General features: G+C 60.1%; 23 protein-coding genes. 16 read left to right on the top strand and 7 right to left on the bottom strand.

From position 1 onward, the window contains the following. Positions 1 to 47: 47 nt before the first annotated feature. Complete coding sequence (locus HDE79_RS06285; RefSeq protein WP_184600998.1) at positions 48 to 224, bottom strand: hypothetical protein; 177 nt, start codon at positions 222 to 224, stop codon at positions 48 to 50. A gap of 20 nt (positions 225 to 244) precedes the next feature. Here HDE79_RS06285 and dnaE point away from each other — a divergent pair, with 20 nt between their 5' ends. Continuing rightward, the gene (gene dnaE, locus HDE79_RS06280; RefSeq protein WP_184601151.1) at positions 245 to 3817 is read left to right on the top strand and encodes a DNA polymerase III subunit alpha; all 3573 of its coding nucleotides are present in this window, start codon (positions 245 to 247) and stop codon (positions 3815 to 3817) included. A 23-nt stretch (positions 3818 to 3840) separates the two neighbouring features. Here dnaE and HDE79_RS06275 read toward each other — a convergent pair whose 3' ends face one another. Beyond that, the gene (locus HDE79_RS06275) at positions 3841 to 4224 is read right to left on the bottom strand and encodes a YajD family HNH nuclease (protein WP_184600997.1); all 384 of its coding nucleotides are present in this window, start codon (positions 4222 to 4224) and stop codon (positions 3841 to 3843) included. A gap of 167 nt (positions 4225 to 4391) precedes the next feature. On the opposite strand from HDE79_RS06275, the gene HDE79_RS06270 reads away from it, so the two are divergent. The 6 genes from HDE79_RS06270 (at position 4392) to HDE79_RS06245 (ending at position 9052) form a co-directional block, all read left to right on the top strand. Continuing rightward, complete coding sequence (locus tag HDE79_RS06270; protein ID WP_184600996.1) at positions 4392 to 5348, top strand: acetyl-CoA carboxylase carboxyltransferase subunit alpha; 957 nt, start codon at positions 4392 to 4394, stop codon at positions 5346 to 5348. Between the two features lie 5 nt (positions 5349 to 5353). Continuing rightward, positions 5354 to 5740: a VOC family protein gene (locus tag HDE79_RS06265; RefSeq protein WP_184600995.1), complete on the top strand. Its 387-nt coding sequence runs from the start codon at positions 5354 to 5356 to the stop codon at positions 5738 to 5740. A gap of 73 nt (positions 5741 to 5813) precedes the next feature. Then, on the top strand, positions 5814 to 6554 hold the full coding sequence (locus HDE79_RS06260) for an NYN domain-containing protein (RefSeq protein ID WP_184600994.1): 741 nt from the start codon (positions 5814 to 5816) through the stop codon (positions 6552 to 6554). Continuing rightward, positions 6551 to 7852, top strand: coding sequence for a tRNA lysidine(34) synthetase TilS (gene tilS, locus HDE79_RS06255; protein ID WP_184600993.1), 1302 nt, complete (start codon positions 6551 to 6553; stop codon positions 7850 to 7852). The genes HDE79_RS06260 and tilS overlap by 4 nt, the downstream gene beginning before the upstream one ends. Positions 7853 to 7926: 74 nt before the next feature. Beyond that, entirely contained in the window at positions 7927 to 8178 is a 252-nt protein-coding gene (locus HDE79_RS06250) for an exodeoxyribonuclease VII small subunit (protein ID WP_184600992.1), read from the top strand. Continuing rightward, a complete protein-coding gene (locus HDE79_RS06245) occupies positions 8162 to 9052 on the top strand; it encodes a farnesyl diphosphate synthase (protein ID WP_184600991.1) in 891 nt (296 codons plus the stop codon). Before HDE79_RS06250 ends, HDE79_RS06245 begins: the two co-directional genes overlap by 17 nt. A 70-nt stretch (positions 9053 to 9122) precedes the next feature. On the opposite strand, the gene HDE79_RS06240 is transcribed toward HDE79_RS06245, so the two are convergent. The 3 genes from HDE79_RS06240 to pmbA form a co-directional block, all read right to left on the bottom strand. Further along, positions 9123 to 9494, bottom strand: coding sequence for a DUF805 domain-containing protein (locus tag HDE79_RS06240; RefSeq protein WP_184600990.1), 372 nt, complete (start codon positions 9492 to 9494; stop codon positions 9123 to 9125). Positions 9495 to 9852: 358 nt separating this feature from the next. Continuing rightward, the gene (locus HDE79_RS06235) at positions 9853 to 10236 is read right to left on the bottom strand and encodes a DUF4870 domain-containing protein (RefSeq protein ID WP_184600989.1); all 384 of its coding nucleotides are present in this window, start codon (positions 10234 to 10236) and stop codon (positions 9853 to 9855) included. Between the two features lie 90 nt (positions 10237 to 10326). Next, the gene (gene pmbA, locus HDE79_RS06230; protein ID WP_184601150.1) at positions 10327 to 11694 is read right to left on the bottom strand and encodes a metalloprotease PmbA; all 1368 of its coding nucleotides are present in this window, start codon (positions 11692 to 11694) and stop codon (positions 10327 to 10329) included. A 167-nt stretch (positions 11695 to 11861) separates the two neighbouring features. On the opposite strand from pmbA, the gene HDE79_RS06225 reads away from it, so the two are divergent. Continuing rightward, positions 11862 to 12113, top strand: a complete 252-nt coding sequence (locus HDE79_RS06225; RefSeq protein ID WP_184600988.1) for a DUF1653 domain-containing protein — start codon at positions 11862 to 11864, stop codon at positions 12111 to 12113. Between the two features lie 44 nt (positions 12114 to 12157). Next, a complete protein-coding gene (gene yjgA, locus HDE79_RS06220) occupies positions 12158 to 12718 on the top strand; it encodes a ribosome biogenesis factor YjgA (protein WP_184600987.1) in 561 nt (186 codons plus the stop codon). Positions 12719 to 13008: 290 nt separating this feature from the next. On the opposite strand, the gene HDE79_RS06215 is transcribed toward yjgA, so the two are convergent. Beyond that, positions 13009 to 14433 carry a putative sulfate exporter family transporter gene (locus HDE79_RS06215; RefSeq protein WP_184600986.1) on the bottom strand — a complete coding sequence of 475 codons (1425 nt, stop codon included), beginning with the start codon at positions 14431 to 14433 and terminating at the stop codon, positions 13009 to 13011. A 290-nt stretch (positions 14434 to 14723) separates the two neighbouring features. Further along, positions 14724 to 15455: a helix-turn-helix transcriptional regulator gene (locus HDE79_RS06210; protein WP_184600985.1), complete on the bottom strand. Its 732-nt coding sequence runs from the start codon at positions 15453 to 15455 to the stop codon at positions 14724 to 14726. A 155-nt stretch (positions 15456 to 15610) separates the two neighbouring features. On the opposite strand from HDE79_RS06210, the gene HDE79_RS06205 reads away from it, so the two are divergent. The 7 genes from HDE79_RS06205 to HDE79_RS06175 all read left to right on the top strand — a co-directional run bounded on the left by HDE79_RS06205 (position 15611) and on the right by HDE79_RS06175 (position 23040). Further along, entirely contained in the window at positions 15611 to 16624 is a 1014-nt protein-coding gene (locus HDE79_RS06205; RefSeq protein ID WP_255483584.1) for a 3-oxoacyl-[acyl-carrier-protein] synthase III C-terminal domain-containing protein, read from the top strand. Between the two features lie 3 nt (positions 16625 to 16627). After that, positions 16628 to 17623, top strand: a complete 996-nt coding sequence (locus HDE79_RS06200) for an NAD(P)-dependent oxidoreductase (RefSeq protein ID WP_184600983.1) — start codon at positions 16628 to 16630, stop codon at positions 17621 to 17623. Then, positions 17610 to 18437: an MBL fold metallo-hydrolase gene (locus HDE79_RS06195; RefSeq protein ID WP_184600982.1), complete on the top strand. Its 828-nt coding sequence runs from the start codon at positions 17610 to 17612 to the stop codon at positions 18435 to 18437. Before HDE79_RS06200 ends, HDE79_RS06195 begins: the two co-directional genes overlap by 14 nt. Further along, positions 18434 to 19762, top strand: a complete 1329-nt coding sequence (locus tag HDE79_RS06190; RefSeq protein ID WP_184600981.1) for a F390 synthetase-related protein — start codon at positions 18434 to 18436, stop codon at positions 19760 to 19762. Before HDE79_RS06195 ends, HDE79_RS06190 begins: the two co-directional genes overlap by 4 nt. 301 nt (positions 19763 to 20063) lie before the next feature. Continuing rightward, positions 20064 to 20912 (top strand): ATP-grasp domain-containing protein, encoded by an 849-nt coding sequence (locus tag HDE79_RS06185; protein ID WP_255488261.1) that lies wholly within the window; start codon positions 20064 to 20066, stop codon positions 20910 to 20912. Then, a complete protein-coding gene (locus HDE79_RS06180; RefSeq protein ID WP_184600979.1) occupies positions 20909 to 22024 on the top strand; it encodes a hypothetical protein in 1116 nt (371 codons plus the stop codon). The genes HDE79_RS06185 and HDE79_RS06180 overlap by 4 nt, the downstream gene beginning before the upstream one ends. Beyond that, on the top strand, positions 22021 to 23040 hold the full coding sequence (locus tag HDE79_RS06175) for a Rieske 2Fe-2S domain-containing protein (RefSeq protein WP_184600978.1): 1020 nt from the start codon (positions 22021 to 22023) through the stop codon (positions 23038 to 23040). Before HDE79_RS06180 ends, HDE79_RS06175 begins: the two co-directional genes overlap by 4 nt. Positions 23041 to 23175: the final 135 nt, after the last annotated feature.

The raw sequence follows: 23175 nt of genomic DNA, 5'->3' as shown, positions 1-23175 counted from the left end.
ATTCGTGACAAGCTCGTGGTCATCAGCTTCCTGGCGACCTGATGCATTTACTGCATGAAGTAGATGACCGAACCTTCCGCACTGCCCGCTTCTTGCTGCTCATCGGCAGCCCCAAAAGCGGTTACTGTGGTGGATTGAGCGCTGCTTCCGCCAACCGTAACGGTTCGTGGAATATGCGCGTAAGTCAAACCTTGTCGGTGCGCAGTCGGACGGGTAGCCTTCATGGACTCGCCGCGTGAGTTCCATGACCACCCGCTTCGTCCACCTGCATCTGCACAGCGAGTATTCGCTGGTCGATTCGACCATCCGCATCAAGGGGCTGGTTGACGCTTGCGTGCGCGCCAACATGCCGGCGGTAGCACTCACCGACGAATGCAACATGTTCGCGCTGGTGAAGTTCTACAAGGCCTGCAGCGCGGCGGGCATCAAGCCGATCAGCGGCTGCGACCTGTGGATTTCCGCACCCGACGACCCGCGGCCTTGGCGGCTCAACCTGCTGTGCCAGAACCGCGATGGTTACCTCAACCTGTCGCGTCTCGTATCGCGCGCCTGGCGCGAGGGTCAGCACAGCGGCCGCGCGCTGATCGAAGCTGGCTGGCTACATGCCGACGCAGCACATGGATTGATCGCCCTGCTGGGACGCGAAAGCGAGATCGGCCGCATTGCCTTGAATCAGGGCATCGATGCAGCACTGGCGAAACTGCGGCCGTTGATGCGTCTGTTCCCGGACCGCCTGTATCTGGAGCTGACCCGCTGCGGCCGCGAGGGTGAGGAAAACTGGAACACCCTCGCGCTGGCGCTCGCCGGTGAACTCGATCTGCCGGTGGTCGCCAGCAACGATGTGCGCTTTCTGCTGCAGGACGACTTCGAGGCGCACGAGGCGCGCGTATGCATCAACCAAGGGCGTGTGCTGGCTGATAACAAGCGCCCGCGTGATTACAGCAACCAGCAGTATCTGAAATCGTCAGAGGAAATGGAGGCGCTGTTTGCCGACATTCCCGAAGCGCTGGAAAACACCGTCGAGCTGGCCCGGCGCTGCAATGTCGAACTGAAGTTCGGCACGTACTACCTGCCCGACTTTCCGGTGCCCTCGGGGCACGATCTGGCCAGTTACATCCGCGAGCTGTCGCGCGAAGGCCTGCAGCAGCGCCTCGTCGCTGCGCCGCTGGCCAACGGCCGTACACCCGCCGATTACCAGACGCGGCTTGAGCGCGAGCTGGACGTCATCATCGAGATGGGGTTTCCCGGTTACTTCCTGATCGTGGCGGACTTCATCAACTGGGGTAAGGAACACGGTATTCCGGTGGGTCCGGGTCGCGGTTCGGGCGCCGGTTCGCTGGTCGCATGGGCGCTGAAGATCACCGACATCGATCCGCTGCAGTTCAATCTGCTGTTCGAGCGATTCCTCAATCCTGAACGCGTGTCGATGCCCGACTTCGACATCGACTTCTGCATGGATCGCCGCGACGAAGTGATCGACTACGTGGCGCGTAAATACGGCCGCGACCGCGTCAGCCAGATCATCACCTACGGCTCGATGGCGGCGAAGGCCGTGCTGCGCGATTCCGGGCGTGTATTGAGCATGCCGTACGGTCAGGTCGACAGGCTGGCCAAGCTGGTGCCGCCGCGCCCGCTCGATCTGACCTTGTCCGATGCGCTGGGCCGTTCGGAAAAATCGAAAAAAGAAACCGATCGCGTCGTCAAGGAATTCTGCGAAGCCTACGAGCAGGATGAAGACGCCCGCGCACTGATCGACCTGGCGTTGAAACTCGAAAGCCTCACCCGCAACGCCGGCAAGCACGCCGGTGGCGTGGTGATCGCGCCAACTGCGCTGACTGACTTCGCGCCGCTGTACTGCGAAGCGGGCGGCGGCGGCGTGGTGACCCAGTTCGACAAGGATGACGTCGAAGCGGTCGGCTTGGTGAAATTCGACTTTCTCGGCCTGCGCACGCTCACCATCATCGACTGGACGGTGAAGGCGATCAACGCACGCCGTGTCGTCACGGGTGAGGCACCGCTGGACATCGCCAAACTGCCGCTGGATGACGCGACGGCGTACGAGGTGTTCAAGAAAGCGCAGACGGTGGCGATCTTTCAGTTCGAATCCGCCGGCATGCAGCGCATGCTCAAGGACGCGAAGCCCGACCGCTTCGAGGACATCATCGCGCTGGGCGCGCTCTATCGTCCCGGTCCGATGGACCTGATCCCGAGCTTCGTCGCACGCAAGCACGGCCGCGAGGAGGTCGATTATCCCGACAACCGCGTCGAACCCATCCTGAAAGAGACCTACGGCATCATGGTCTATCAGGAGCAGGTGATGCAGATGGCGCAGATCGTCGGCGGTTACTCGCTCGGCGGCGCCGACCTGCTGCGTCGCGCGATGGGCAAGAAAGACGTCAAGAAGATGGCCGAGGAACGCGCCAAGTTTCGCGACGGCGCGGCGAAGGATGGCCTGCCAGGCTCCAAGGCCGATGAAATCTTCGACCTGATGGAGAAATTCGCCGGCTACGGCTTCAACAAGTCACACGCCGCCGCGTACGCACTGGTCAGCTACCAAACCGCATGGCTGAAGGCGAACTACCCCGCCGAATTCATGGCCGCGACGATCTCGTCGGACATGGACAACACTGACAAGGCGGTGACCTTCCTCGACGAGTCGCGCGCCATCGGGCTCACCGTGCTGCCGCCGAACGTCAACGCGTCGGACTACATGTTCGTCGCGGTCGAGTCCGACGCGTCATCCAACAGCTCGCGCCGCGGCGCTCGCACGATCCAGTACGGCCTCGGCGCAATCAAGGGCGTCGGTCAAGGCGCGTGCGAGGCGATCGTGGCCGAACGCCAGAACGGCCGTTACACCGACTTGGCCGACTTTTGCCGCCGCGTCGATCCGACCAAGCTCAACCGCCGCGTGCTCGAGGCACTGATCCATTCCGGCGCACTGGACTCACTGGCGCCCACACGCGCCAGCCTGATGCTGCAGTTGCCTGACACCATCAAGGCTGCCGAACAGCATTTGCGCGATCGGCAGTCGGGCCAGAACGACATGTTCGGGGCGGCCTCGGGCGCGCTGACGCCAGTGGTGCACATCGACCTGCCCACCGCGCCGGAATGGCCGCTGGAACAGCTGCTGCAGGGCGAGCGCGACACGCTGGGGCACTATCTTTCCGGCCATCCCACTGACCCGTGGAAGGACGAGCTGGCGCAGCTGTCAACCTGCCCGCTGGGAGAGATTTCCGTGCGCTACCAGCCGCCCAAGCCGCGCAAGAACGACAATGACGACGGCAACCGCTTTCGCCGCGGCCCGGACACGCCGTGGACGATCGCCGGCATGGTCACCGCTGTGCGCAAGCGTGGCGACAGCGACGCGTTCGTGCGCATCGAGGACGGTACCGGCAGCATCGAAGTGAGCTTTTTCGGCGAGCTGTATCAGCAGATCGCGCCATTATTGACCCGCGACGAAATGCTCGTCGTCGAAGGTGGTTTGCGCATCGACGATTTCTCCGGTGGCGGCTTCCAGATTCGTGCACGCAGCGCGACCTCACTGGCCGACGCCTGCCGCAAGCACGCGCGCCTGCTGCAGCTGAAATTGAATGGCGTCAAACCCGATTTCGTCGAGCAGCTCCAGCATGCGCTGGCCGGCTACCGCGGCGGCCGCGCCACCGTGGTGCTGCATGGTTATCACAACCAGAATGCACAGGCCGATCTGGAACTGAGCGATGCCTGGCGCGTCGACGCGATACCGGCGTTGTTGCGTACGGTGCGCGCGCTGCCCGGCGTGCAGGCGGTACGGCTGCGTATCGTCAAGCAAGCGGACTAAGCTCGACGCTTCTGCAGCCCTGACTATTTTTTGCCGCCGCGCTCCATCATCGCTTTCAAGTCGGCAAACGGATTGCCGGTGGCTGGCGCCACGTCTTCCTGCACGTTGTAACCGCCACCGCGCACATGGTCGATGTGGCGCGAATGCTCATTGTCATGGCAGTACACGCACAGCAGCTCCCAGTTACTGCCATCAGCCGGGTTGAAGTCGTGATCGTGGTTACGGTGATGCACCGTAAGTTCCGAGAGATTGACCCGGGTGAACTCACGCGCGCAGCGGCCGCAGATCCACGGATACATCTTCAGCGCCCGCTCGCGGTAGCCGAGCTCGCGCTGCTCGGCATTGCGCCGCGCCTCGGCCACGATGCGGTCGAGCTTGTTATTGTCGATAGGTGGTTGGATCGGCATGGTCTGGTCCAGCGAAAAGCGCATGTTGGCGCGGACAATAGCGTAATCGGTTGGCGTCTGGTGCCTGCCTGTCCATCGAATTTCAACTCTTGTCGCCATACGGCGCCGTTCTCGCCCTTACGCGCGTAACGGTATACTGCGCCGCTCTATGTAACGAAATGTCGCGAATGAACCCCAACTTCCTCGATTTCGAACAACCGATCGCCGACCTGGAAGCGAAGATCGAAGAGCTTCGGCATGCCAGCCAGGGCCAGGCGTTCAATATCGAGGATGACGTCAGCCGGCTGCGCGAGAAGCTGAAGATCAAGACGGCGGAAATCTTCCGGAACCTCAATTCCTGGCAGATGACCCAGCTCTCACGCCATCCGGCACGGCCGTACACGCTGGATTACATCGGCGTGATCTGCGAAGAATTCCACGAGCTGGCTGGCGACCGCATGTATGCCGAGGACGCCGCCATCGTTGGCGGCCTCGGTCGCATCAACGGCCGGCCGGTGGTGATCATTGGCCACCAGAAGGGCCGCGACACCAAGACCAAGGTCCGCCGCAACTTCGGCATGCCGCGTCCCGAGGGCTACCGCAAGGCGCTGCGCCTGATGAAGATGGCCGAGCGCTTCCATCTGCCGCTGCTGACCCTGATCGACACCCCCGGCGCCTACCCCGGCGTGGGCGCCGAAGAGCGCGGCCAGAGCGAGGCGATCGCACGTAACCTGATCGAAATGGCCGGCCTGAAAGTGCCGATCATCTGCACGGTGATCGGCGAAGGCGGCTCCGGCGGCGCACTGGCCATCGGTGTCGGCGACCGCACGCTGATGCTGCAGTACTCCACCTATTCCGTCATCACGCCCGAAGGCTGCGCCTCGATCCTGTGGAAAAGCGCTGATAAGGCCCGCGATGCCGCCGAAGCCATGGGTATGACCGCACCGCGCCTGCTCGAACTGGGCCTGATCGACAAGGTCGTGCGCGAGCCGCTGGGAGGCGCCCACCGCAATGCCCGTTCGATGGCCGTGCGCCTGAAAGCCGTGCTGCTCAACCAGCTCGACGAGCTCGAAGCACTGCCCGTGAGCGATCTGCTCGAACGGCGCTACAAGCGCCTGCGCAGCTACGGCGCGTACCAGGAATAACCCGCATGGCAGGTGTGCGCAGACTGGATCACATCAATCTGCGCGTACCGCTAGAGCTGCTCGAACCGGTACGCGCCTTCTACATCGACCTGGTTGGCCTGCACGACGGCCCACGGCGGCCGGTCGCTTCCGGCTCGCACGGTTACTGGCTTTACGCCGGCGATGCGGCTGTGCTGCATCTGAGCACCGGCAATGCCGGCGGCTCGGTCAGCCAAGGCAATGGGTATTTCAGTCACGTCGCATTCGCCTGCACCGATCTGGCTGCAACCCGCGAGCGGCTGGACGCGGCGGGAATCACCGCGCGAATCCAGGTGCTGGATGAGGGGCATCAGGTGCAGATCTTCGTCGTCGATCCAGCGGGCATCACGGTCGAGCTGAACTTTCGCCGCTGAGTTTCGCTGGGTACAAACCCGGACAGACACAAGCAGCGCTACCATCGAAGCACACAACACCGCGGGAACCGCCATGGCCAACGACACCACCAAGCTCGCCGTACTGATCGATGCGGACAACGCGCGGCCGGCGATCGTCGAAGGCCTACTCGCCGAAGTGGCCAAATACGGCACCGCGCACGTCAAACGCATCTACGGTGACTGGACCAAGCCCGACCTCCACGGCTGGAAGGAAGTGCTGCTGCGGCATTCGATCCAGCCGATCCAGCAGTTCCGCTATACGGTCGGCAAGAACGCGACCGACTCGGCCATGATCATCGACGCGATGGACCTGTTGTACACCGAGCGCTTCGACGGTTTCTGCATCGTCTCCAGCGACAGCGACTTCACCCGGCTGGCTTCGCGTATCCGCGAATCGGGACGCATCGTCTATGGCTTCGGCGAAAAGAAGACGCCGGAGCCTTTCCGCACCGCCTGCGACAAGTTCATCTATACCGAAGTGCTGGCAGGCTCCGCCGAGGCTGTTTCCGACAGCGCGCCGAAGAAGCGCTCCGCCAAGGAACTGCGTGGCGACACGCACCTGCTCAATCTCCTGCGCCATGCGATCGAGGCCGCCTCGGATGACACCGGCTGGGCCGGGCTCGGCGCCATCGGCAGCATCATCAACAAGCAGTCGCCCGACTTCGACTCGCGCAACTACGGCTACGCCAAACTCAGCGGACTGGTCAACGGCCTCGGCCTGTTCGATACCGAAGAGCGACATATCGGTAACGGCAAACATTTCTACGTGCGCCCCCACGTTGGCAAGAAATGAGCGATACGCTGCGTCAACATCTCGTCGCAACGCTGGCGGATGCGCCATCGATACCGCTATGCGTCGCCTTCAGCGGTGGCCCGGACTCCACCGCGTTGCTGCACGCGCTGGCGCAGCTGCCCGAGGCACGAGCATCTGGCCTGCGCGCACTGCATGTCGATCATGGACTGCACGCGCAAAGCACAGCCTGGGCGGAACATTGCCAGCGCTTTTGCGCCACGCTGGATCTGCCGTGTGACGTGCTGCGTGTGCAGGTCGATGTCGGCAAAGGTCTGGGGCTGGAAGCGGCTGCGCGCCATGCCCGTTACGATGCGTTTGCCGGGAAATTACATGCCGGCGAACGGCTGCTGCTCGCCCATCATCGCGACGATCAGGCCGAAACCGTGTTGCTGAAACTACTTCGCGGCGCGGGTCCGGAAGGCCTTGGCGGCATGCAGGCGCTGCGCCCGTTCGCCCATGGCCTGCTCTGGCGACCACTGCTGGCGCTATCGCGGAAACAGCTTCGTGACTATGTGGATGCACACCAGCTGCCCTGCATCGACGACCCTTCCAACAGCGACACCCGGCTGGCGCGCAATCATCTGCGCCTCGAGATTCTGCCGCGGCTTACGCGACACTGGCCACAGGCGGTGGATTCGATCGTGCATAGCGCCGCGCTTAGCCGCGCTGCCGCTGATGCGCTGCAAGCACAATGGCTGGCGGCATTTGATGTACTGCGCGATCCGGCCACGGACAGCCTGGAAGCCTCCGGCTGGCTGGCACTGCATCCTGCGCTGCGCGAACCCCTGCTCGACTACTGGCTGCACGCACGCGGCCTGCCCGCACCGACAACGGCGCAACGCCAGCAGATCGAATACCAGTGCGGTGCACGCGCCGGCCAGCAACCATGCATCCAATGGTCTGGGGCTGAATTGCATATCTGGCGGGGACGACTGTGGGCCATATCGCCAAGATCAATGATCGAAAACGACTGGCAAACCCACTGGCACGGCGAACCGTTGACGCTACCCGATGGCGGCACGTTGTCGCTGGTCGATGCCAATACGCATCTGATCGAACCACTGCATGTGCGCCTGCGCCAAGGTGGCGAACGCATCAAACCCGCCGGCGATGCGCATACACGCGAGCTGCGCGACCTGTTCCAGCAGGCCATGATTCCTCCATGGCGGCGCCTCGGCGTGCCGCTGCTCTATGCCGGCGATGAAATCATCGCCGTGGCCGACCGCTGGATCACGGCACGTGGCAAGGTGATCTTCCAGCAGGCCGGCACGCTGCCCCGCTGGTTGCCACCGCGCTGACTGCATCACATGCAGGTGCTTTCGGACCATGTGCAGATTGATTCCGCGCTGACACTCGGTTAGCGTTGCTGTCCATGGCCAAGACCGCTTCCGTCAAAACCCCACCCGCCGTGGATTTCGAGCATTCGCTGGATGAACTCGAACAGCTGGTTGCGAAGATGGAAGGCGGCGAACTGAGCCTCGACGAGTCGCTGGCCTCCTTCGAACGTGGCATCGGCCTGTATCGGCACTGCCAGCAATCGCTGGAAAAAGCCGAATTGCGTGTTCGCCTGCTGCTCGACCCCGATGCTCCCGATAGTGCCGAACCGTTTGAACCCGAACTCTGAGCTTGGCCCTGCACTGCAAGCATTGATCCGCCGCGCCGAACAGGCCTTGGAACATCGCCTGCCGCCTGCCGAACAATCCCCCTCTGCCCTGCATGGCGCGATGCGTTATGCCGTGCTCGGCGGTGGCAAGCGGCTGCGTCCGCTGCTGGTCTATGCCGCGGCGCATGCGCTTGGCGAAGACGGCACGCAGCTCGATGGCGCTGCGTGCGCAGTGGAACTGATCCACGCCTATTCACTGGTGCATGACGATCTGCCCGCGATGGACGACGACGCCCTGCGCCGCGGCCGACCCACTTGTCATATCGTGTTTGGCGAGGCGATGGCCATACTTGCCGGCGATGCGCTGCAGGCTCTGGCGTTCGAGATCCTCAGCGAGGACAAAGGCGATGCCGCTATCGGCATGGAAAAACAGCGCGTACTGAGCCGTGCCTGCGGTGCCGAAGGCATGGCCGGCGGACAAGCGCTGGATCTCGCTGCCGTCGGTCGCACACTGACTCTCGCCGAGCTCGAACATATGCACGCCTGCAAGACCGGTGCACTGATCCGCGCATCGGTGCGCCTGGGCACGCTCAGCGCAGGAACAGATGCCGCCACCCTGAACATGCTGGATCGCTATGCTGCCGCCGTCGGCCTGGCTTTCCAGGTGCGCGACGACATTCTGGATGTGGAAGGCGATGCCGCCGTGATCGGCAAAACCGCCGGAAAAGATGCCGCCGACGACAAGCCGACCTTCCCCTCAACTATTGGCCTCGATGCCTCACGAGCGCGTTTGCGTGAACTGACGACACTCGCGCTTGACGCTATTGCACCACTAGGCACACCCGGCGTGCTGCTGCAGGAGCTGGCTCACTACGCGGCACATCGCAGCAGCTGATCAACAGACTCGCGACGCCTGCCGCAAAGTACAAGGGCAGCCTCAGCTGCCCTTGTACTTACCTGATGACTCAGATCGCAGGCGGCAATTCACCCTTCGGATCCGGGCCGTATTGGTTCGATCCGCGAGTTCCTTCGGTCGCAAAGAAGATGATGAGCACTATGGCCCCGATGAGCGGAATCAGGCCGATCAGTAGCCACCAACCGCTTTTATCCGTGTCGTGCAGCCGACGCGCGCCAACAGCCAAGCCAGGAACCAGCACAGCCAAGCTGTAAAGATTTGCCACCATTGGCAAATGGATAATACGGAAAATAATGAAGACTACGATCGCGACAAGGATATTCACCAGAGTGAACATCCAATATTCAGTGCGACGCGCGCGCCCCTCAAAGTCCGCGTAATGATCCTTAATGCACTTCAGGTACCAATCAAAGAAACCCATGAACTACTCCTTGGTTGTGATTTCAGTTTGCGAAAGCAAATAAGCACCGACGCTACCCGTCAGGAAAACGTTTCAGCCACCAGCTACAAGGACTCCCCTGCCCCGTCGAGCATTGTAGATGCGGAACGTCGATTACAGCTACGGTGCCGACAGATCATCTTATTTTGAAATCATCCCGAGAGCCTTTGCAGCAGACCAGAAATAACGTCCGATACTTCATCGCTATCGGATAGTGGCTTATCCGCAATACGGCACACCGCAATTGGCCACTTAAAATATGACCGCCTAGTCGCCCATAAAAAAAGCCCGCAAAACGGGCTTTTTCTTTTATGAAATGTCGCCTACGACACTGACGTTTTCAGCTTACTAGACGAAGCACAATGGGATAGCGATAGGTTCCTTCGGAGCTCACCTTTACCGCCGCGACGATGCAGAACACGAGATTGGCGATCCACAGCACCCAGCTCAGGAAAAAACCGATAAGGATGATTTTGAGAATCCAGCAGATGACGTAACCAATCAGCACGGTGATCTGAAAATTCAGCGCTTCTTTCGCCTCGCTGACGAGATAGGCCTTTTCGACCCGGTCCTTGTACATCAGCCAGATAATCAGCGGCACGACGATGTTCAGAATGAAACCCGACAGATGCGTGAGCATTGCCAGGTTTTTATCGTCGGTGGAATGACCGACGACCTGCGGCTCCGGGGCTACCGGCGGAAATTCATCGGGCGGTGTATTCATGGACCTTTCGCTCCCTGGTAAGTGGTGCCGTAAAAACCTTCGAGCGTCATATTCAGCCTTGTCGCAGGCCACCGCAAGGTGACCGTTGGCCTATTCGCCAGCGATGGTCATCTGGTCCAGCAAAATGGAGCCGGTAAGAATGGCCGAGCGCACATCGACATCCGCGCCTACCGCAAGAATTCCGGTAAACATCTGCCGAAGATTCGCCGCGATGGTGATCTCCTCCACCGGATAGGCGATCTGGCCGTTCTCGACCCAGAAACCCGCCGCGCCGCGGGAGTAGTCGCCGGTGATGGTCGACACACCCTGTCCCATCACTTCGGTCACCAGCAGGCCGGTGCCCATGCGTTTCAGTAGCGCCGCAAAATCATCTTTGGAATTGTCGACACTGCCCGGCTCGACGATCAGGTTATGGATGCCGCCGGCATTGCCAGTCGACTCCAACCCGAGCTTGCGCGCCGAATAGCTGCCCAGGATGTAGCGCGAGAGCACGCCACCCTCGATCAGCGAACTATCGCGCGTCGCTACGCCCTCGGCGTCAAAGTTGCCCGAGCCCTGACCGCCAATCAGATGCGGCCGCTCGTTGATATTCAACCACGATGGCATCACCTGCTTGCCGACATGATCAAGCAGAAAGCTGGCCTGGCGATACAGCGCACCGCCGCTCACCGCACCAAGCAGATGCCCGATCAATCCACGCGCCAACTCCGGCGGGAACAGCACCGGGCTCTGCCGGGTCGACAGGCTGCGGGCCCCCATGCGTGCGATCGTGCGCTCGGCGGCACGATCCGCCAGCGTCTTTACGCTGATGAAGTCGCCAGCGCGACGCACACTGTCGTACCAGTAGTCACGTTGCATGCCGGCTTCGTCCCCGGCGATCAGCGCCAGCGAGAGCGAATGCCGCGTGCCACGCTCACGCCCGACAAAACCATGCGAGTTCGCATACACCGACACACCCTGCCCGGCCTGCACGCTGGTGCCGTCCGAATTGGTGATGCCCGCATGTGCGCGGCCGATGTCCTCAATTTCGATACCCAGCTCAATGGCGCGGGTGCTGTCGATATCCCACGGATGCCAAAGGTCAAGATCGGGAAAGTTTGTCGCCATGCGTGACGCATCGGCCAGACCGGAGGCCGGATCGGCCTCGGTATAGCGCGCGATCGCGCAGGCCTGGTCGAGCGTGGCCTGGATCGAATCCGGATGCAGGTCGGCTGTACTGGCCGAACCCTTGCGCTGGCCGAAATACACGGTGAGGCCGAAGCCGCGATCGCGCGTGTGCTCGACCGTTTCGACCTCGCCAAGCCGCACGTTCACACTCAGTCCGCTATCGATGCTGGCGGCCACCTCGGCCTGACTGGCGCCGGCGGCACGGGCGCGACGAATCACGTCTTCGGCCAGTTCGGACAATCGATCAAGTTCTTCCAGGCTGCGATCTTGATTGATGGCGTTCTGGTGAATAACGTCCTGGCTGATAACGACTTCGCTCACGTTGGGCTTCCTGAAGGTTTGACGCGTAGAATAGTGGCTCGCTTAAGTCGGCTTGCCATTCAACGCGATCCCGAAACGGGTTCAGACTCGGAGATGGGGTCGCCGCGGCGAAATGAAAAGAGCCGCGGAGAACGCCCATGCAACCCGTCCCCGGTACTTATCGCCACTACAAAGGCCAGCGCTACCGCGTGCTGGGCACCGCGCAGCACAGCGAAACGATGGAACCGCTGGTGGTCTATCAGGCGCTCTACGGCGACTATGGCCTGTGGGTACGTCCAGCGGCGATGTTTATCGAAACCATCGAGCTGGAGGGCGAACCGATCCCGCGCTTCGCTCTTGAACAGGCTGACCCGCCTGACGCAGCTACCGAACGTGATACGCAAGCCTGATCCTCAAAGCCCGATCTTGGAATTGAAACCGTGGAATTGAAACCGTGAGCCCGAGCCGCAGCCGCAACCAGACCGAACTCGACGAAGAGGACTACGGTCCCAGCCGCACCCAGCAGCGCCGCGAGGCGCTGGCCGTGCTGGCGCTGGCCAGCCAGCTTGTCGAGATGCAGCCCAGCCGGCTGGCGAAGCTGGAGTTGCCCGACGACGTCCGTGACGAAATCACCCGCACACGCAACATCACCGCGCATATCGCGCACAAGCGCCAGCTCGCCTTCCTCGCGAAAGTCATGCGTCGCTACGACGACGAAGCTTTCGCCTCCGTGCGCGCCGAACTCGGCGAAAACCGGGAAAAGCAGCGCCAGGAAAACGCGGCGATGCACCGCCTGGAAGCGACCCGTGATCGGCTGATCAGCGAAGACGAAGCCGCCTTCTCCGAGCTGATCAACGAAAATCCGCAGGTCGATCGCCAGCACCTGCGTTCGCTGATCCGCAAGGCGCGCATCGAAAAGGAAACCCCAAACAAGCCACCGCGGGCGTATCGGGAAATTTTTCAGCTATTGAAGGATCTGGCAGCGAGCAAAGATGCCGACGGCGAGCAAGCCTGAATCGAGCGCTTCGCAGCTGCAGCACTAACCGCTGATAGCACTGCCGTCGAGAGCACTAAAGCGCGCACATCGATCGTCCGGCGACACCAGCCGATCGTGCAACACGCATAGCCGGCTTTCACAGATGCTGGCACCGTAGGCCGAACCGAACACGGCCAACCCCGAAACCCGCCGCTCGATTGCCTGACGATCATCCAGCCGATGGTGGCAGTCAGCGCAGCGGGGCGTTTCCATGGGTTGGCGACGAGCCTGGACGACAACGTCCGTGCTGGTCGCGGACACCCGGCTCATCAGTGACCCACGCTATCCCAATACGCCGCGAATACATGGACCGACAGCACGTAGCCGATGATGATGTTGATTGCCACGCCGGCGGTGAACGCCACGAACGGCTTCCATCCAGCTTTGCTAAGCGAACCAAAGCGTGTCGTCAAACCAATGCTGAGAAAGCAGAAAGTGAAAGCCCACGTGCGCAGCGCGGTGATCGGCGCGACCAGGTCAGGTGTGACGACCTTGCGGTAGTCCGCCAGCGAGTACGCGCTGGCAATCCAGGTGATCAGTGCCGAGGCGATCACAAAGCCGATCACGAATTTCGGAAAGCGTGCCCAGATCTCGCCGACATTGACCTTCTTTGCCTGCACGCCATCGTCGAAAGCATCCCAGCGCGTCGAGGCCACCCAAGCCAGCACGAACGCCCAGATACCGATCCAGATGTCGCGTCCCACCACCTTCATCAGGGTGAAGTTCTGCAGCGCAGCTTCCGGTGTTCCAGCAATCGCGCCACCGGCGTTGCGGGCAATGTCGCCATATGCCTGGGCCGCGGCAATGCCCGCCGCGTCGGCAAACTCAGAGGTGCCAATCCACGCACCGGCCACGCCAGTCGACAAACCCAGCGCATGCGAGGTGAACGGCAGCACGAAAATCATCACGATCGCCCACAACACCACCAGCGTAATCGCCACCGAGGCCTGTTCGTGTTTGGCGCGCACAGCGCCGGCAATCGCGATCGCCGCCGATACGCCGCAGACCGCGCCGCCAACGCCGAGCACCGCAGCAAAACGCCGATCCAGACCAAGTGCGCGGCCGGTGAAAAAGATCACGAAGAACGTCAGCAGCGATACCACCGTCGCCTGTCCGACCGCTACCGGCCCGGCCCATACCAGCAGCGTGAACGGTAACGTCGCACCAAGCAGCACGATACCGACCTTGATGAAAAACTCCACCCGCAAACCAGCCAGAAACCACGCAGGCAGACGCACAACATTCGATATCACCAGGCCAAGCAGCAACGCCACTAACGGCGCCTCGAGGTTGTAGTGGGATGCCTGCGTCCAGGCTGCCGTTTCGAAGATCAATAACGAGACAACAAACAGAACCAGAAACGCCGGCAGAAAGTGCGCGAGGCGCTGCTTCAACACCGTAGAAGCGATACCGAACAGCAGCGCAAAAACCACGAACAGCACCGCATAGTTCGGCAAGTGCGCGGCGATATCCGCGCCGGCCTGCGCCACGCTCGACCATTTGGCCGGCGCTGCGGCAAGCCACTTGATACTGCTACCGGATGCAAAAACCAGCCAGGCGATCACCACCAGCAACAAGCCGATCCACACCGACCACCAGTCCTCATTTGAAAACACGCCGCCGCGCGCCGTTTGCGTCGCAGCGGAAACGGATGGCCGAACACTCGCCGGCAACTCGCTCCTCACTTGATTCATCGCCTTGCCCCTGACTGAAATCAGCGGTGCGGTATGTCAAAAAGTGAGACAGACGGCCAAAATTGGCGATCTGTTTGAAGCTCACCCCCTCGCACCTTCAGCGCCAAGTGTTGACGCGCGAGCGGTGAGAACAAAATGATCTTTCGTTTTATCGTTATGCCGGATCGTGATGGCCGGCCAGCAGGATTTGAAACTTATTCAGGTTTTCTTCCACAGGGTGCACCGTGGCTTGCAAGTAGCGGCGTGTCCACGCGCATGGTTGCTTGAATTCAGAATACACGCTCCGCGCTTTATCGCCTTAGTAGCGTGAAATCCGAAAATTCCCACTTCTTGATGGCAATGACGGCACTGCAGCCGTTCCGTGCGTCGAGTGGCAGTCTTGAATCTTGGCGTGCAAGTTGTTCAAACTCCTCCACGAGATGCGCAATAGCCACTTTCATGCGTGCGCGTGAGGCTTCCGAGAGGGTTCCTCCGACGAAGTGAAATGCATCGCCGGTGCCTTCGAAGGAGCCGTTGAAGAACTCCGGCAAAACGCGGGAAAGGAAGAACACTTGAACGGGGCCATCTTTGCGCCAGGAGAAATTGCGTGCAGTGAGTTTCTTGATGCGACGCGGTGGCCGATATTCGATGACCCGTAACTTGTCCAGCTTCAACAATAGCGATATCAGCTCATTCTCTTCGATTCGGAACGTAGACATCATTTCGCTAAATCGCCAGTCGTTTACGATCAGGTAAGTGATCAGTAACAGTTTGGAATCGACCACGAGGGCCGCTTCCTGCTTTTGACTGAGCTCGGTTAGCGTATTGATCAGCGGGCGATCATTGCGGACTAGGTCCTCCACGGTGACGCCGAGGACATCGCAAATGCGATCAAGCCGACTTAGCGAAAAATCGCCTCGCCCCAGGTCCCGCTTGACGGTCGGCTCGCTAACACCCATCAGGTCGGCGAGGTTGCGATAGGTGATGCCACGTTCGCGAAGAATGGCGCGGATTGCTTGCACCACAAGCGCCGAGCCAGCCATATCTATCTCCATGAGGGCACCAACGATGCCAAGAGTATCAATATATGATACCCAAGGGCTCAAAAAGTGTTGGGTTGGCATTCCGATTTGCACCATGTTTGCCAGCGCAGCACGCTTCACCGCAACGGATGCATCTGAGGGCAAGGATCGTGCAAATGACAAATATCAACTACTCGCTTCCCATCAGGATTCTCGGCACGGGGGAGCATCTTCCCGGTAACTGCGTCGAATCGCACATACTCGATGAGCGCTGGAAAAAAACGTCGGGCTGGACCCTCAAACATGCGGGCATCGAACGGCGCTACTACGCAGACGATGGCGAGACTTCGTCGTTCATGGGTGCCATGGCCGCGCGATCCGCGCTCGCGGCCGCTGGCATGGAAGCACACGAGCTCGATTGCATCGTTTCGGCATGCAGCGTTATGGAACAGGCCATACCGTGTTCGGGTGTACTGATCCAGCGCCAGCTCGGTCTTGGAGAAAGCGGTATCCCGGCGTTCGACATTAACGCTACCTGCCTGAGCTTTGTCGCGGCACTGGACCTGTTGAGCGCCGCGATGGCTGCAGGCAGGTACCGGCGCGTACTTATCGTATCCAGCGAGATCGCCTCGGCCGGCCTTCGCTGGGACGATCCCGAAACCGCCATGTTGTTTGGTGACGGTGCGGCCGCCGTGATACTTGGACAAGCGGCTGAAGCGGACGACTCGAAAGTTTTTGGCACACACTTCGAAACGTTTTCGGTCGGCGCCGAGCTATGTCAGGTGAAATCCGGCGGAACGCGCATTCGACCACGCACCCAGATGGAAGAATTCCTTCGCGGTGCCTGTTTCGAAATGCAGGGACGGGCAACCTACCGGATGGCAGCACAACGCCTGCCCGCTTTTCTCGAGCGGCTATTTCAACGTGCAAACATTGCGCTTGGGGAACTGGCTTGCATCGTCCCCCATCAGGCAAGCGCCAAGGGACTCGATCATCTGGAAGCGACATTGGGACTGCCGTCGGATCTACTGGTGCGCGTGCTAGCTCACCGCGGCAATCAGATGGCCGCCTCCATTCCTGTCACGCTGCATCACGCCATCACTTCCGGTCGCGTACGGCGGGGCGACCTGATAGCGCTGGTAGGTTCCGGAGCGGGCCTCTCCTTCGGCGGCACGGTGCTGAGGTACTAGATCATGACGCGTATCCTGGTGACGGGCGCCTCCGGGTTTATCGGTTCCCATGTAGCAAAGCATTTTCACGCGCAAGGGCATGAGGTAATCGCAACAGGTCGGGACGTGGCTCGGCTCGACGTTCTTTCCCGTGCGGGATTGCGCTCGTGGGTCCGCGATCTTTCGAGCGACCCTTTGTCGCCACTGACTGACGAGACCGACGTGGTCGTGCACTGCGCCGCGTTGTCATCACCATGGGGTAGGCGCGAGCAATTCATGGCGGCGAACGTGCTTGCCACCAAGCGATTACTGGATGCATCCCGACAGTCTGGTGTTCGACGTTTCGTACATTTCTCTTCGCCCAGTATTTATTTCCGCCTCGGCGATCAGTTCAATACACCCGAGGCTTTTGAACCGCCCCGCAAATGGATCAACCCCTATGCCGAAACCAAATGGCTGGCTGAGCAATGCGTGAGGGAGGCGGTATCGGCAGGGCTTCCCGCCGTAATTCTTCGGCCGAGGGCAGTGTTTGGTGAGGGCGATCGCGCCATATTTCCCCGCTTGCTTGGATTGGCGCAGCGCGGGTGGTTTCCAAGGATTGGCGACGGAAAAGCACTGATTGATGTCACATACGTGGCCAACGTTGTAGCAGCCGTGCAAGCCAGCATGGAATACACCGTGCCTGTTGACGGTCGCGCATTCAACATCACTAATGGTGAATCCATGCAAGTGCGTGAATTGTTGCACCATCTCTTCAGCGCATTGGACTTGAAGGTAAGAATGATTCCATTGCCGCGCAGTGTTGCTATCGCCCTCGGCGGCGCGGCCGAGACGATTGCCAATGTAATGCCGGGACGTCCAGAGCCTCGCTTGAGTCGCTACGGTGTGGGCGTCCTCGGCTTCTCACAAACGCTGGATATTTCTGCCGCACGCCAGCAGCTGGGATACGCGCCGACGATCAGCGTTATCGAAGGCATCGCCCGTTTTGCCCAATGGTGGAAGTCTCGTGTCCAATATTGAATGGCATATCTATGAAGCGGGTTATTGCACGCATGCCGAATGCGCGACCCGGAGGGGCGCCCCACTCGCGGTAGCGCGTTTTCCCGCATTGACGTTTTTCCTCGATCATCCGCAGTGGGGAAACATACTTTTCGACACGGGTTACTCGGAGCATTTTCTTCATGCCACGAGGCATCTTCCGGAGCGCCTTTATCGCACAGTCACCCCTGTGCAATTGCAGGACAGCGGGTCGTTGCGTTCGCAGTTGACTTGCGCAGGCTTGTCGCCCCTGGACATCAAACACATCGTGCTATCGCATTTCCACGGCGACCACGTCGGCGGACTATTGGATTTTCCTGAGGCGGCGCTCATTTGTTCTCGTGCGGCCTGGGAAGATCTTTGCTCGCGCACCCGTCTGGGTTCGCTCCGGGTCGGACTACTACCGAAGCTGCTGCCCGATGATTTTCTCGAGCGGGTCAGCTGGATTGAAGATGCTCCGCTGCGTGATCTCCCTCCCGAGTTGATCGAATTTGGTCGCGGACACGATCTCTTTGGTGACGCGAGCATGCTTGCGGTGTCGTTGCCAGGTCACGCGGCTGGCCACTACGGCTTGTTGTTTGAGGATGCAAAAGGGAAGTCTATATTTCTGGTTGCAGACGCCGCCTGGTCGTCTCAAGCCATCCGCGAAGGGGTGCCACCCCCATCACTCGTCACCGGCTGGTTGGGAGATACGCGGGTTTACCGCGATACGTTGCAGCGACTGCATCGGCTAGCAGTCAATGCGCCGGAGATCCGCATATTACCCTCGCATTGCAATGAATGGATGCAGTGGTGAGCCGCGTGACCGAAGGATTGGGATTGCTATGGCAATACGCCTCGGCCCGACGCCTACGACGGTTTCGAAGCCGTGCGGATGTGGTGAAACATCAGCAGAAGCAATGGCGCCACCTGGCGGATCACGTGCTGACGAAATCTCCCTTATACGCACCGTATGGCCGGCGACAATTTCACGACTATCCGCTCATCGACAAGCAGCAATGGATGAAGCATTTCAATGACATCAACACTTTGCATGTCGTGCTGGAGGACGCAATGCGTGTCGCCGAGGAAGCGGAACGTACGCGCGACTTCAATCCCATGCTGAAAGGTACGGCCGTTGGCATGTCGACGGGTACGTCCGGTGCCCGCGGCATTTTTCTCGCCAGTCGATCGGAGCGGTTGCGTTGGGCGGGCACCTTGCTCGCGAAGCTGTTGCCAGCGGGCATCTTCGCGCCCGCGAGAATCGCGCTGTTGTTGCGAGCGGGTAGCAACCTCTACGAAACCCTTTCCGGCGGCGTGCGGCTTCGTTTTCAACACTTTGATCTGGCAATGCCATTCGATCAGGTGATTGCAAGACTTGACCATTTCCAACCGACAATTCTGGTGGGGCCGCCAAGCGTTATCGCACTGGTCGCCGCTGCCGTGAAGTCTGGGCAAATAAATATCTGTCCCACGCGCATCATTGCTGTAGCCGAAGTGCTTGATCCGCTCGATGCGGCGCGCGTGACCGATACTTTCCGCGTGCCCATTGAGCAGATCTACCAGGCGACCGAAGGATTTCTCGGCCATACCTGCGCACAGGGAGTTATCCACCTCAACGAGGATTGCCTTATCGTCGAACGAGACTGGATTGATCGCGCGACGCGTCGTTTCGCTCCGATCATCACGGATCTTTATCGCAGTACCCAGCCTGTCATCCGCTATCGTCTAAACGACATTTTGGTAGAGCGCGAGCAAGCTTGTCCGTGCGGTTCGCCATTTATCGCACTCGAACGGATCGAGGGGAGAGAGGATGACATTGTGTGGTTACCCAAATTTGCAGGCACAGGCGTTGTGCCGATGTTTCCGGACGTCCTCTCACGTGCACTGCTGAATGCCATTCCGTCGGCGGATCAATATCAAATCGAGCAATGCGGACCCGCCACACTACGCATTGGCGTAAGCCCTACTCTCACGTCGACCCAGCAGGATAACGTCCGAGAAGCACTCGTGGAATGCACTCGGCGTATTGGCGCTGCGGTTCCTCAAATAGAGTTCGACGTTTGGGCAGAACGTCCTGCTACGCAGAAATGCCGGCGGGTTCGCCGTTTGATTGACGTCCCTGGGGAGTTTCATGCCTAACGTACTCATCTTGGGCGGGCGGGCTCCCGCCGCGCTGGACCACGCACGACGTTTTGCGCATCAGGGCTGGACGGTGACGATCGGAGACAGCATCCCCTGCAGGATGTCAGGGTGGTCTCGCTCAGTTACGTCAACTGTAACGCTACCATCAGCGCGCTTTGCATCCCGCGCGTATGTTGACGGCCTCTCCCACGCCATCCGTACCCACCGCATTGATCTCGTCCTACCGACTTGCGAGGAAGTATTTTATCTCTCGCGCTATCGTGCGTTATTGCCGGAATCCGCACGAGTCGCCGTCGGCGTGTTCGATACGATGGACACGTTGCATAGTAAATGGCGATTCCTTGAAGCAGCGCAAGGTTGTGGCGCTGTCGTTCCCGAGAGTGCATGCGTCGATACACTTGAGCAGGCGCGGAGCTGGGCAGGTACCGACCCGGTGGTACTCAAACCGGAATACTCCCGCTTCGGCGTGCATGTACGCCTGCACCCGAACGGTATCCCAGCCGATGCCAAGCCGTTCGACGTCCCCGGGCGATGGGTCGTCCAGCGATTTTGCCATGGACGCGAACTGTGCTCTTACAGCGTGATCGACCGTGGGCGCTTGCTTGCCCATGTCACCTATCGTCCCAGCTACCGGCTTCAGGCAAGTTCCAGTTTCTTTTTCGAAGCCTGTCCCTCACCAGCCATCCAAAAGTTTGTCGATATGTTCGCACGCAAGATGGACTACACCGGGCAATTATCGTTCGACTGGATCGAAGCCGATAACGGCAACGCACAAGTGCTGGAGTGCAATCCACGCGCGATCAGTGGTGTTCATCTGTTCGGCCTGGACGACGCATTGCCGGCCGCGCTGGCGGGTGCTGCCACCGATTGCGTCGTTCCGGCGAATCATGCGGCACGGATGATTTCAGCCGTGATGTTAGTCGCCGGTGGTGCGCAGGCATTACGTGATTCGCGTGTCGGCCTCTGGTGGCAGGATTTCCGACGGGGGGTTGATGTGATCGCAGCGCCGCGCGATCCGCTGCCGTTCTTCGGCGGGCTATTGGACTTTGGTTCCTACGCAAGGCTGGCAGTGCAGAATCGCTGCAACCTGCGTCAAGCGGCTACCTGTGATATCGAATGGGATGGCGACCCACTGGCTGCGCTATGACCGCCGTACCTGTCGTAAAGCTGGACGAGTTCAATGCCAAAGCGGATGCGTATCTGCGTATTCACCGGCGACGACCAACACGACCTTTTATTGCCAACGTCCAGACTGAGGTTGATGCCATCGAAGCGGGTGGCGCATTGTTTCCCGTGACGGTTAACGACGCCGAGCCCGATAACGCATGGGTCTGTTCACCCTTGACGACCTACGCGAGCTACGCCATGGAGGAGGTTGAACGCCTTGGCCATCCGCTGATCACTGCACCGTTGAAAGGGCTCGCCAGAGGAGTTGGCAGTTGGTTGCGCCACGCATCTATTGATCGCGCCGTAGCGATAAATAACTGGCTGGTTTCCACCAATGCGTATCCCGACCTGGGTGGGGTTGGGCTTGACCAGGTTTTGGCAGAGGCAATGCGTCGTTATCCGACGCATGCGATCTGGTTGAGGTCGCTCAACAGCGCCCATCACGCCGACTGGCTACGCGCGCTGTCCGACCGTGGGTGCATCATGGTACCCAGCCGCCAGGTCTACCTATTTGAGGATGTTGCCAAACTCGCACTGCACAGAACGGATTTGAAACGCGACCTCGCGCTGCTGCGCCAAACTGATCGAAATAACCGAATCGCCCGTGATTTTGATGATGCGGATTTTCGGCGAATCGCAGAGCTCTACGCAGATTTGTATATGCACAAGTACTCCGCGCTCAATCCGTTTTATGACTGGACACTTATCAAGGCGTGGTCGCAAGGGGGGCTGCTGGAACTTAGCGGCATACGCGATGAGGCCGGGGTACTCCAGGGGGCCGTGGGTATCATCCGCTTTGGCAATCTCTTGACCTCGCCCATCGTTGGCTACAACACGTCGCTACCTGCAAAGCTTGGTTTGTATCGCATGCTTTCGGCACTCGTGATGCGCCAGGCAGCTACAGACACATGCCTGGTTAACCTCAGCGCTGGCGTAGCGCACTTCAAACGACAGCGCGGCGGTCAACCGGCGATTGAGTACAGCGCCGTGTTCGCAAGCCACCTTCCCCAACGCACGCAGGTTGCGCTCAAAATCCTGGGTGCGGCGACGCGTCATATTGGCGTGCCCATCATGAGGCGGTACAAGCTATGACTTCCTGGCCCGCTGAGCTGTATCAAAAATGGTTTGTTGTCGGGCGTGCGGATCGCATCGGCACGAAGCCCGTCGCGGCAATACTGCTCAAGCAACCCATCGTCCTCGCCAGAGTAGACGGAAAGAACGTCGTCGGTTACGAAGACCGTTGCCCGCATCGGCAGGTTCCCCTTTCAGCCGGGCGCATTGTTGACCGCACGCTGCAATGCGCCTATCACGGCTGGCGTTTTGATCCATCGGGTACGCTCGTCGAACTTCCGGGAATGCCCGTCGGTAATTGTCTGCCCAATGTTCGCGCGCGTGCGATCGACGTCATGGAAAACGGCGGGTTCGTATGGGCGAGACTGGAGCGCAACAACGACACTAGCATTCCTCCAGCCATTCAGAGCCTTGCAGATGAAAATCGACGATTTATATGGCAGTCGACATGGCACGCGGGCGCAGCGGACATCCTGGAGAATGTGCTTGATCCCCTGCATACGCACTTTGTCCACCGCGGCCTTATCCGCTTTTCCGCGACACGACGCGATACGGTCGCGTCGTGCTCGACAACAGCCAGCGGCTTTACGGTCGACTACAAGGGCAATGCGCAGCAATCGGGCTTGATTTATCGACTGTTTGAATCACCACGCGAGTTCGAGCGCGCGCACTTCTACGAGCCGGGTTCCGTTCAACTGGACTATGGTTACCGCAACGGCAGCCGCGTACGCATATCAATCCATGTGTCCCCGGAGTCCAGCCATCGAACCAACGTATTTGGCACACTGCATATCGATGGCCGCTGGGCGCCGGCATGGGCCGTTCGATTATTCGTATGGCCACTGATTCGCAGGGTCGCTAACCAGGATCGAGATATTCTCGCGCTGCAGGCCGCAAATATCAGACGCTTTCCAGAACGAAAAGACGCGGTCACGCCGTTCGATCTCGTTAGGCGAAGGATAGTGGCACGGTGGGACGCGAATTTTGTCGACGCTAACGGTAACTCCGCTTATAGCGAAACGTTGATGAAGCTTTGACGGAACATCAAGCAATTGCGGGCATTCTTAGCAACAGAGGCAAGCGCCGAAATCCGCAAATTGCCATAAGGCCCCCGGCATCGCACTCACTCTTCAACTGCGCTTAAATTCAAGACAAACCAAATTCCATATGCG

Source organism: Rhodanobacter sp. MP1X3 (assembly GCF_014207165.1).
Lineage (GTDB): Bacteria > Pseudomonadota > Gammaproteobacteria > Xanthomonadales > Rhodanobacteraceae > Rhodanobacter.
The sequence above is the reverse complement of the archived record's forward strand: the minus strand, read 5'-3'. Positions and strand labels throughout refer to the sequence as shown.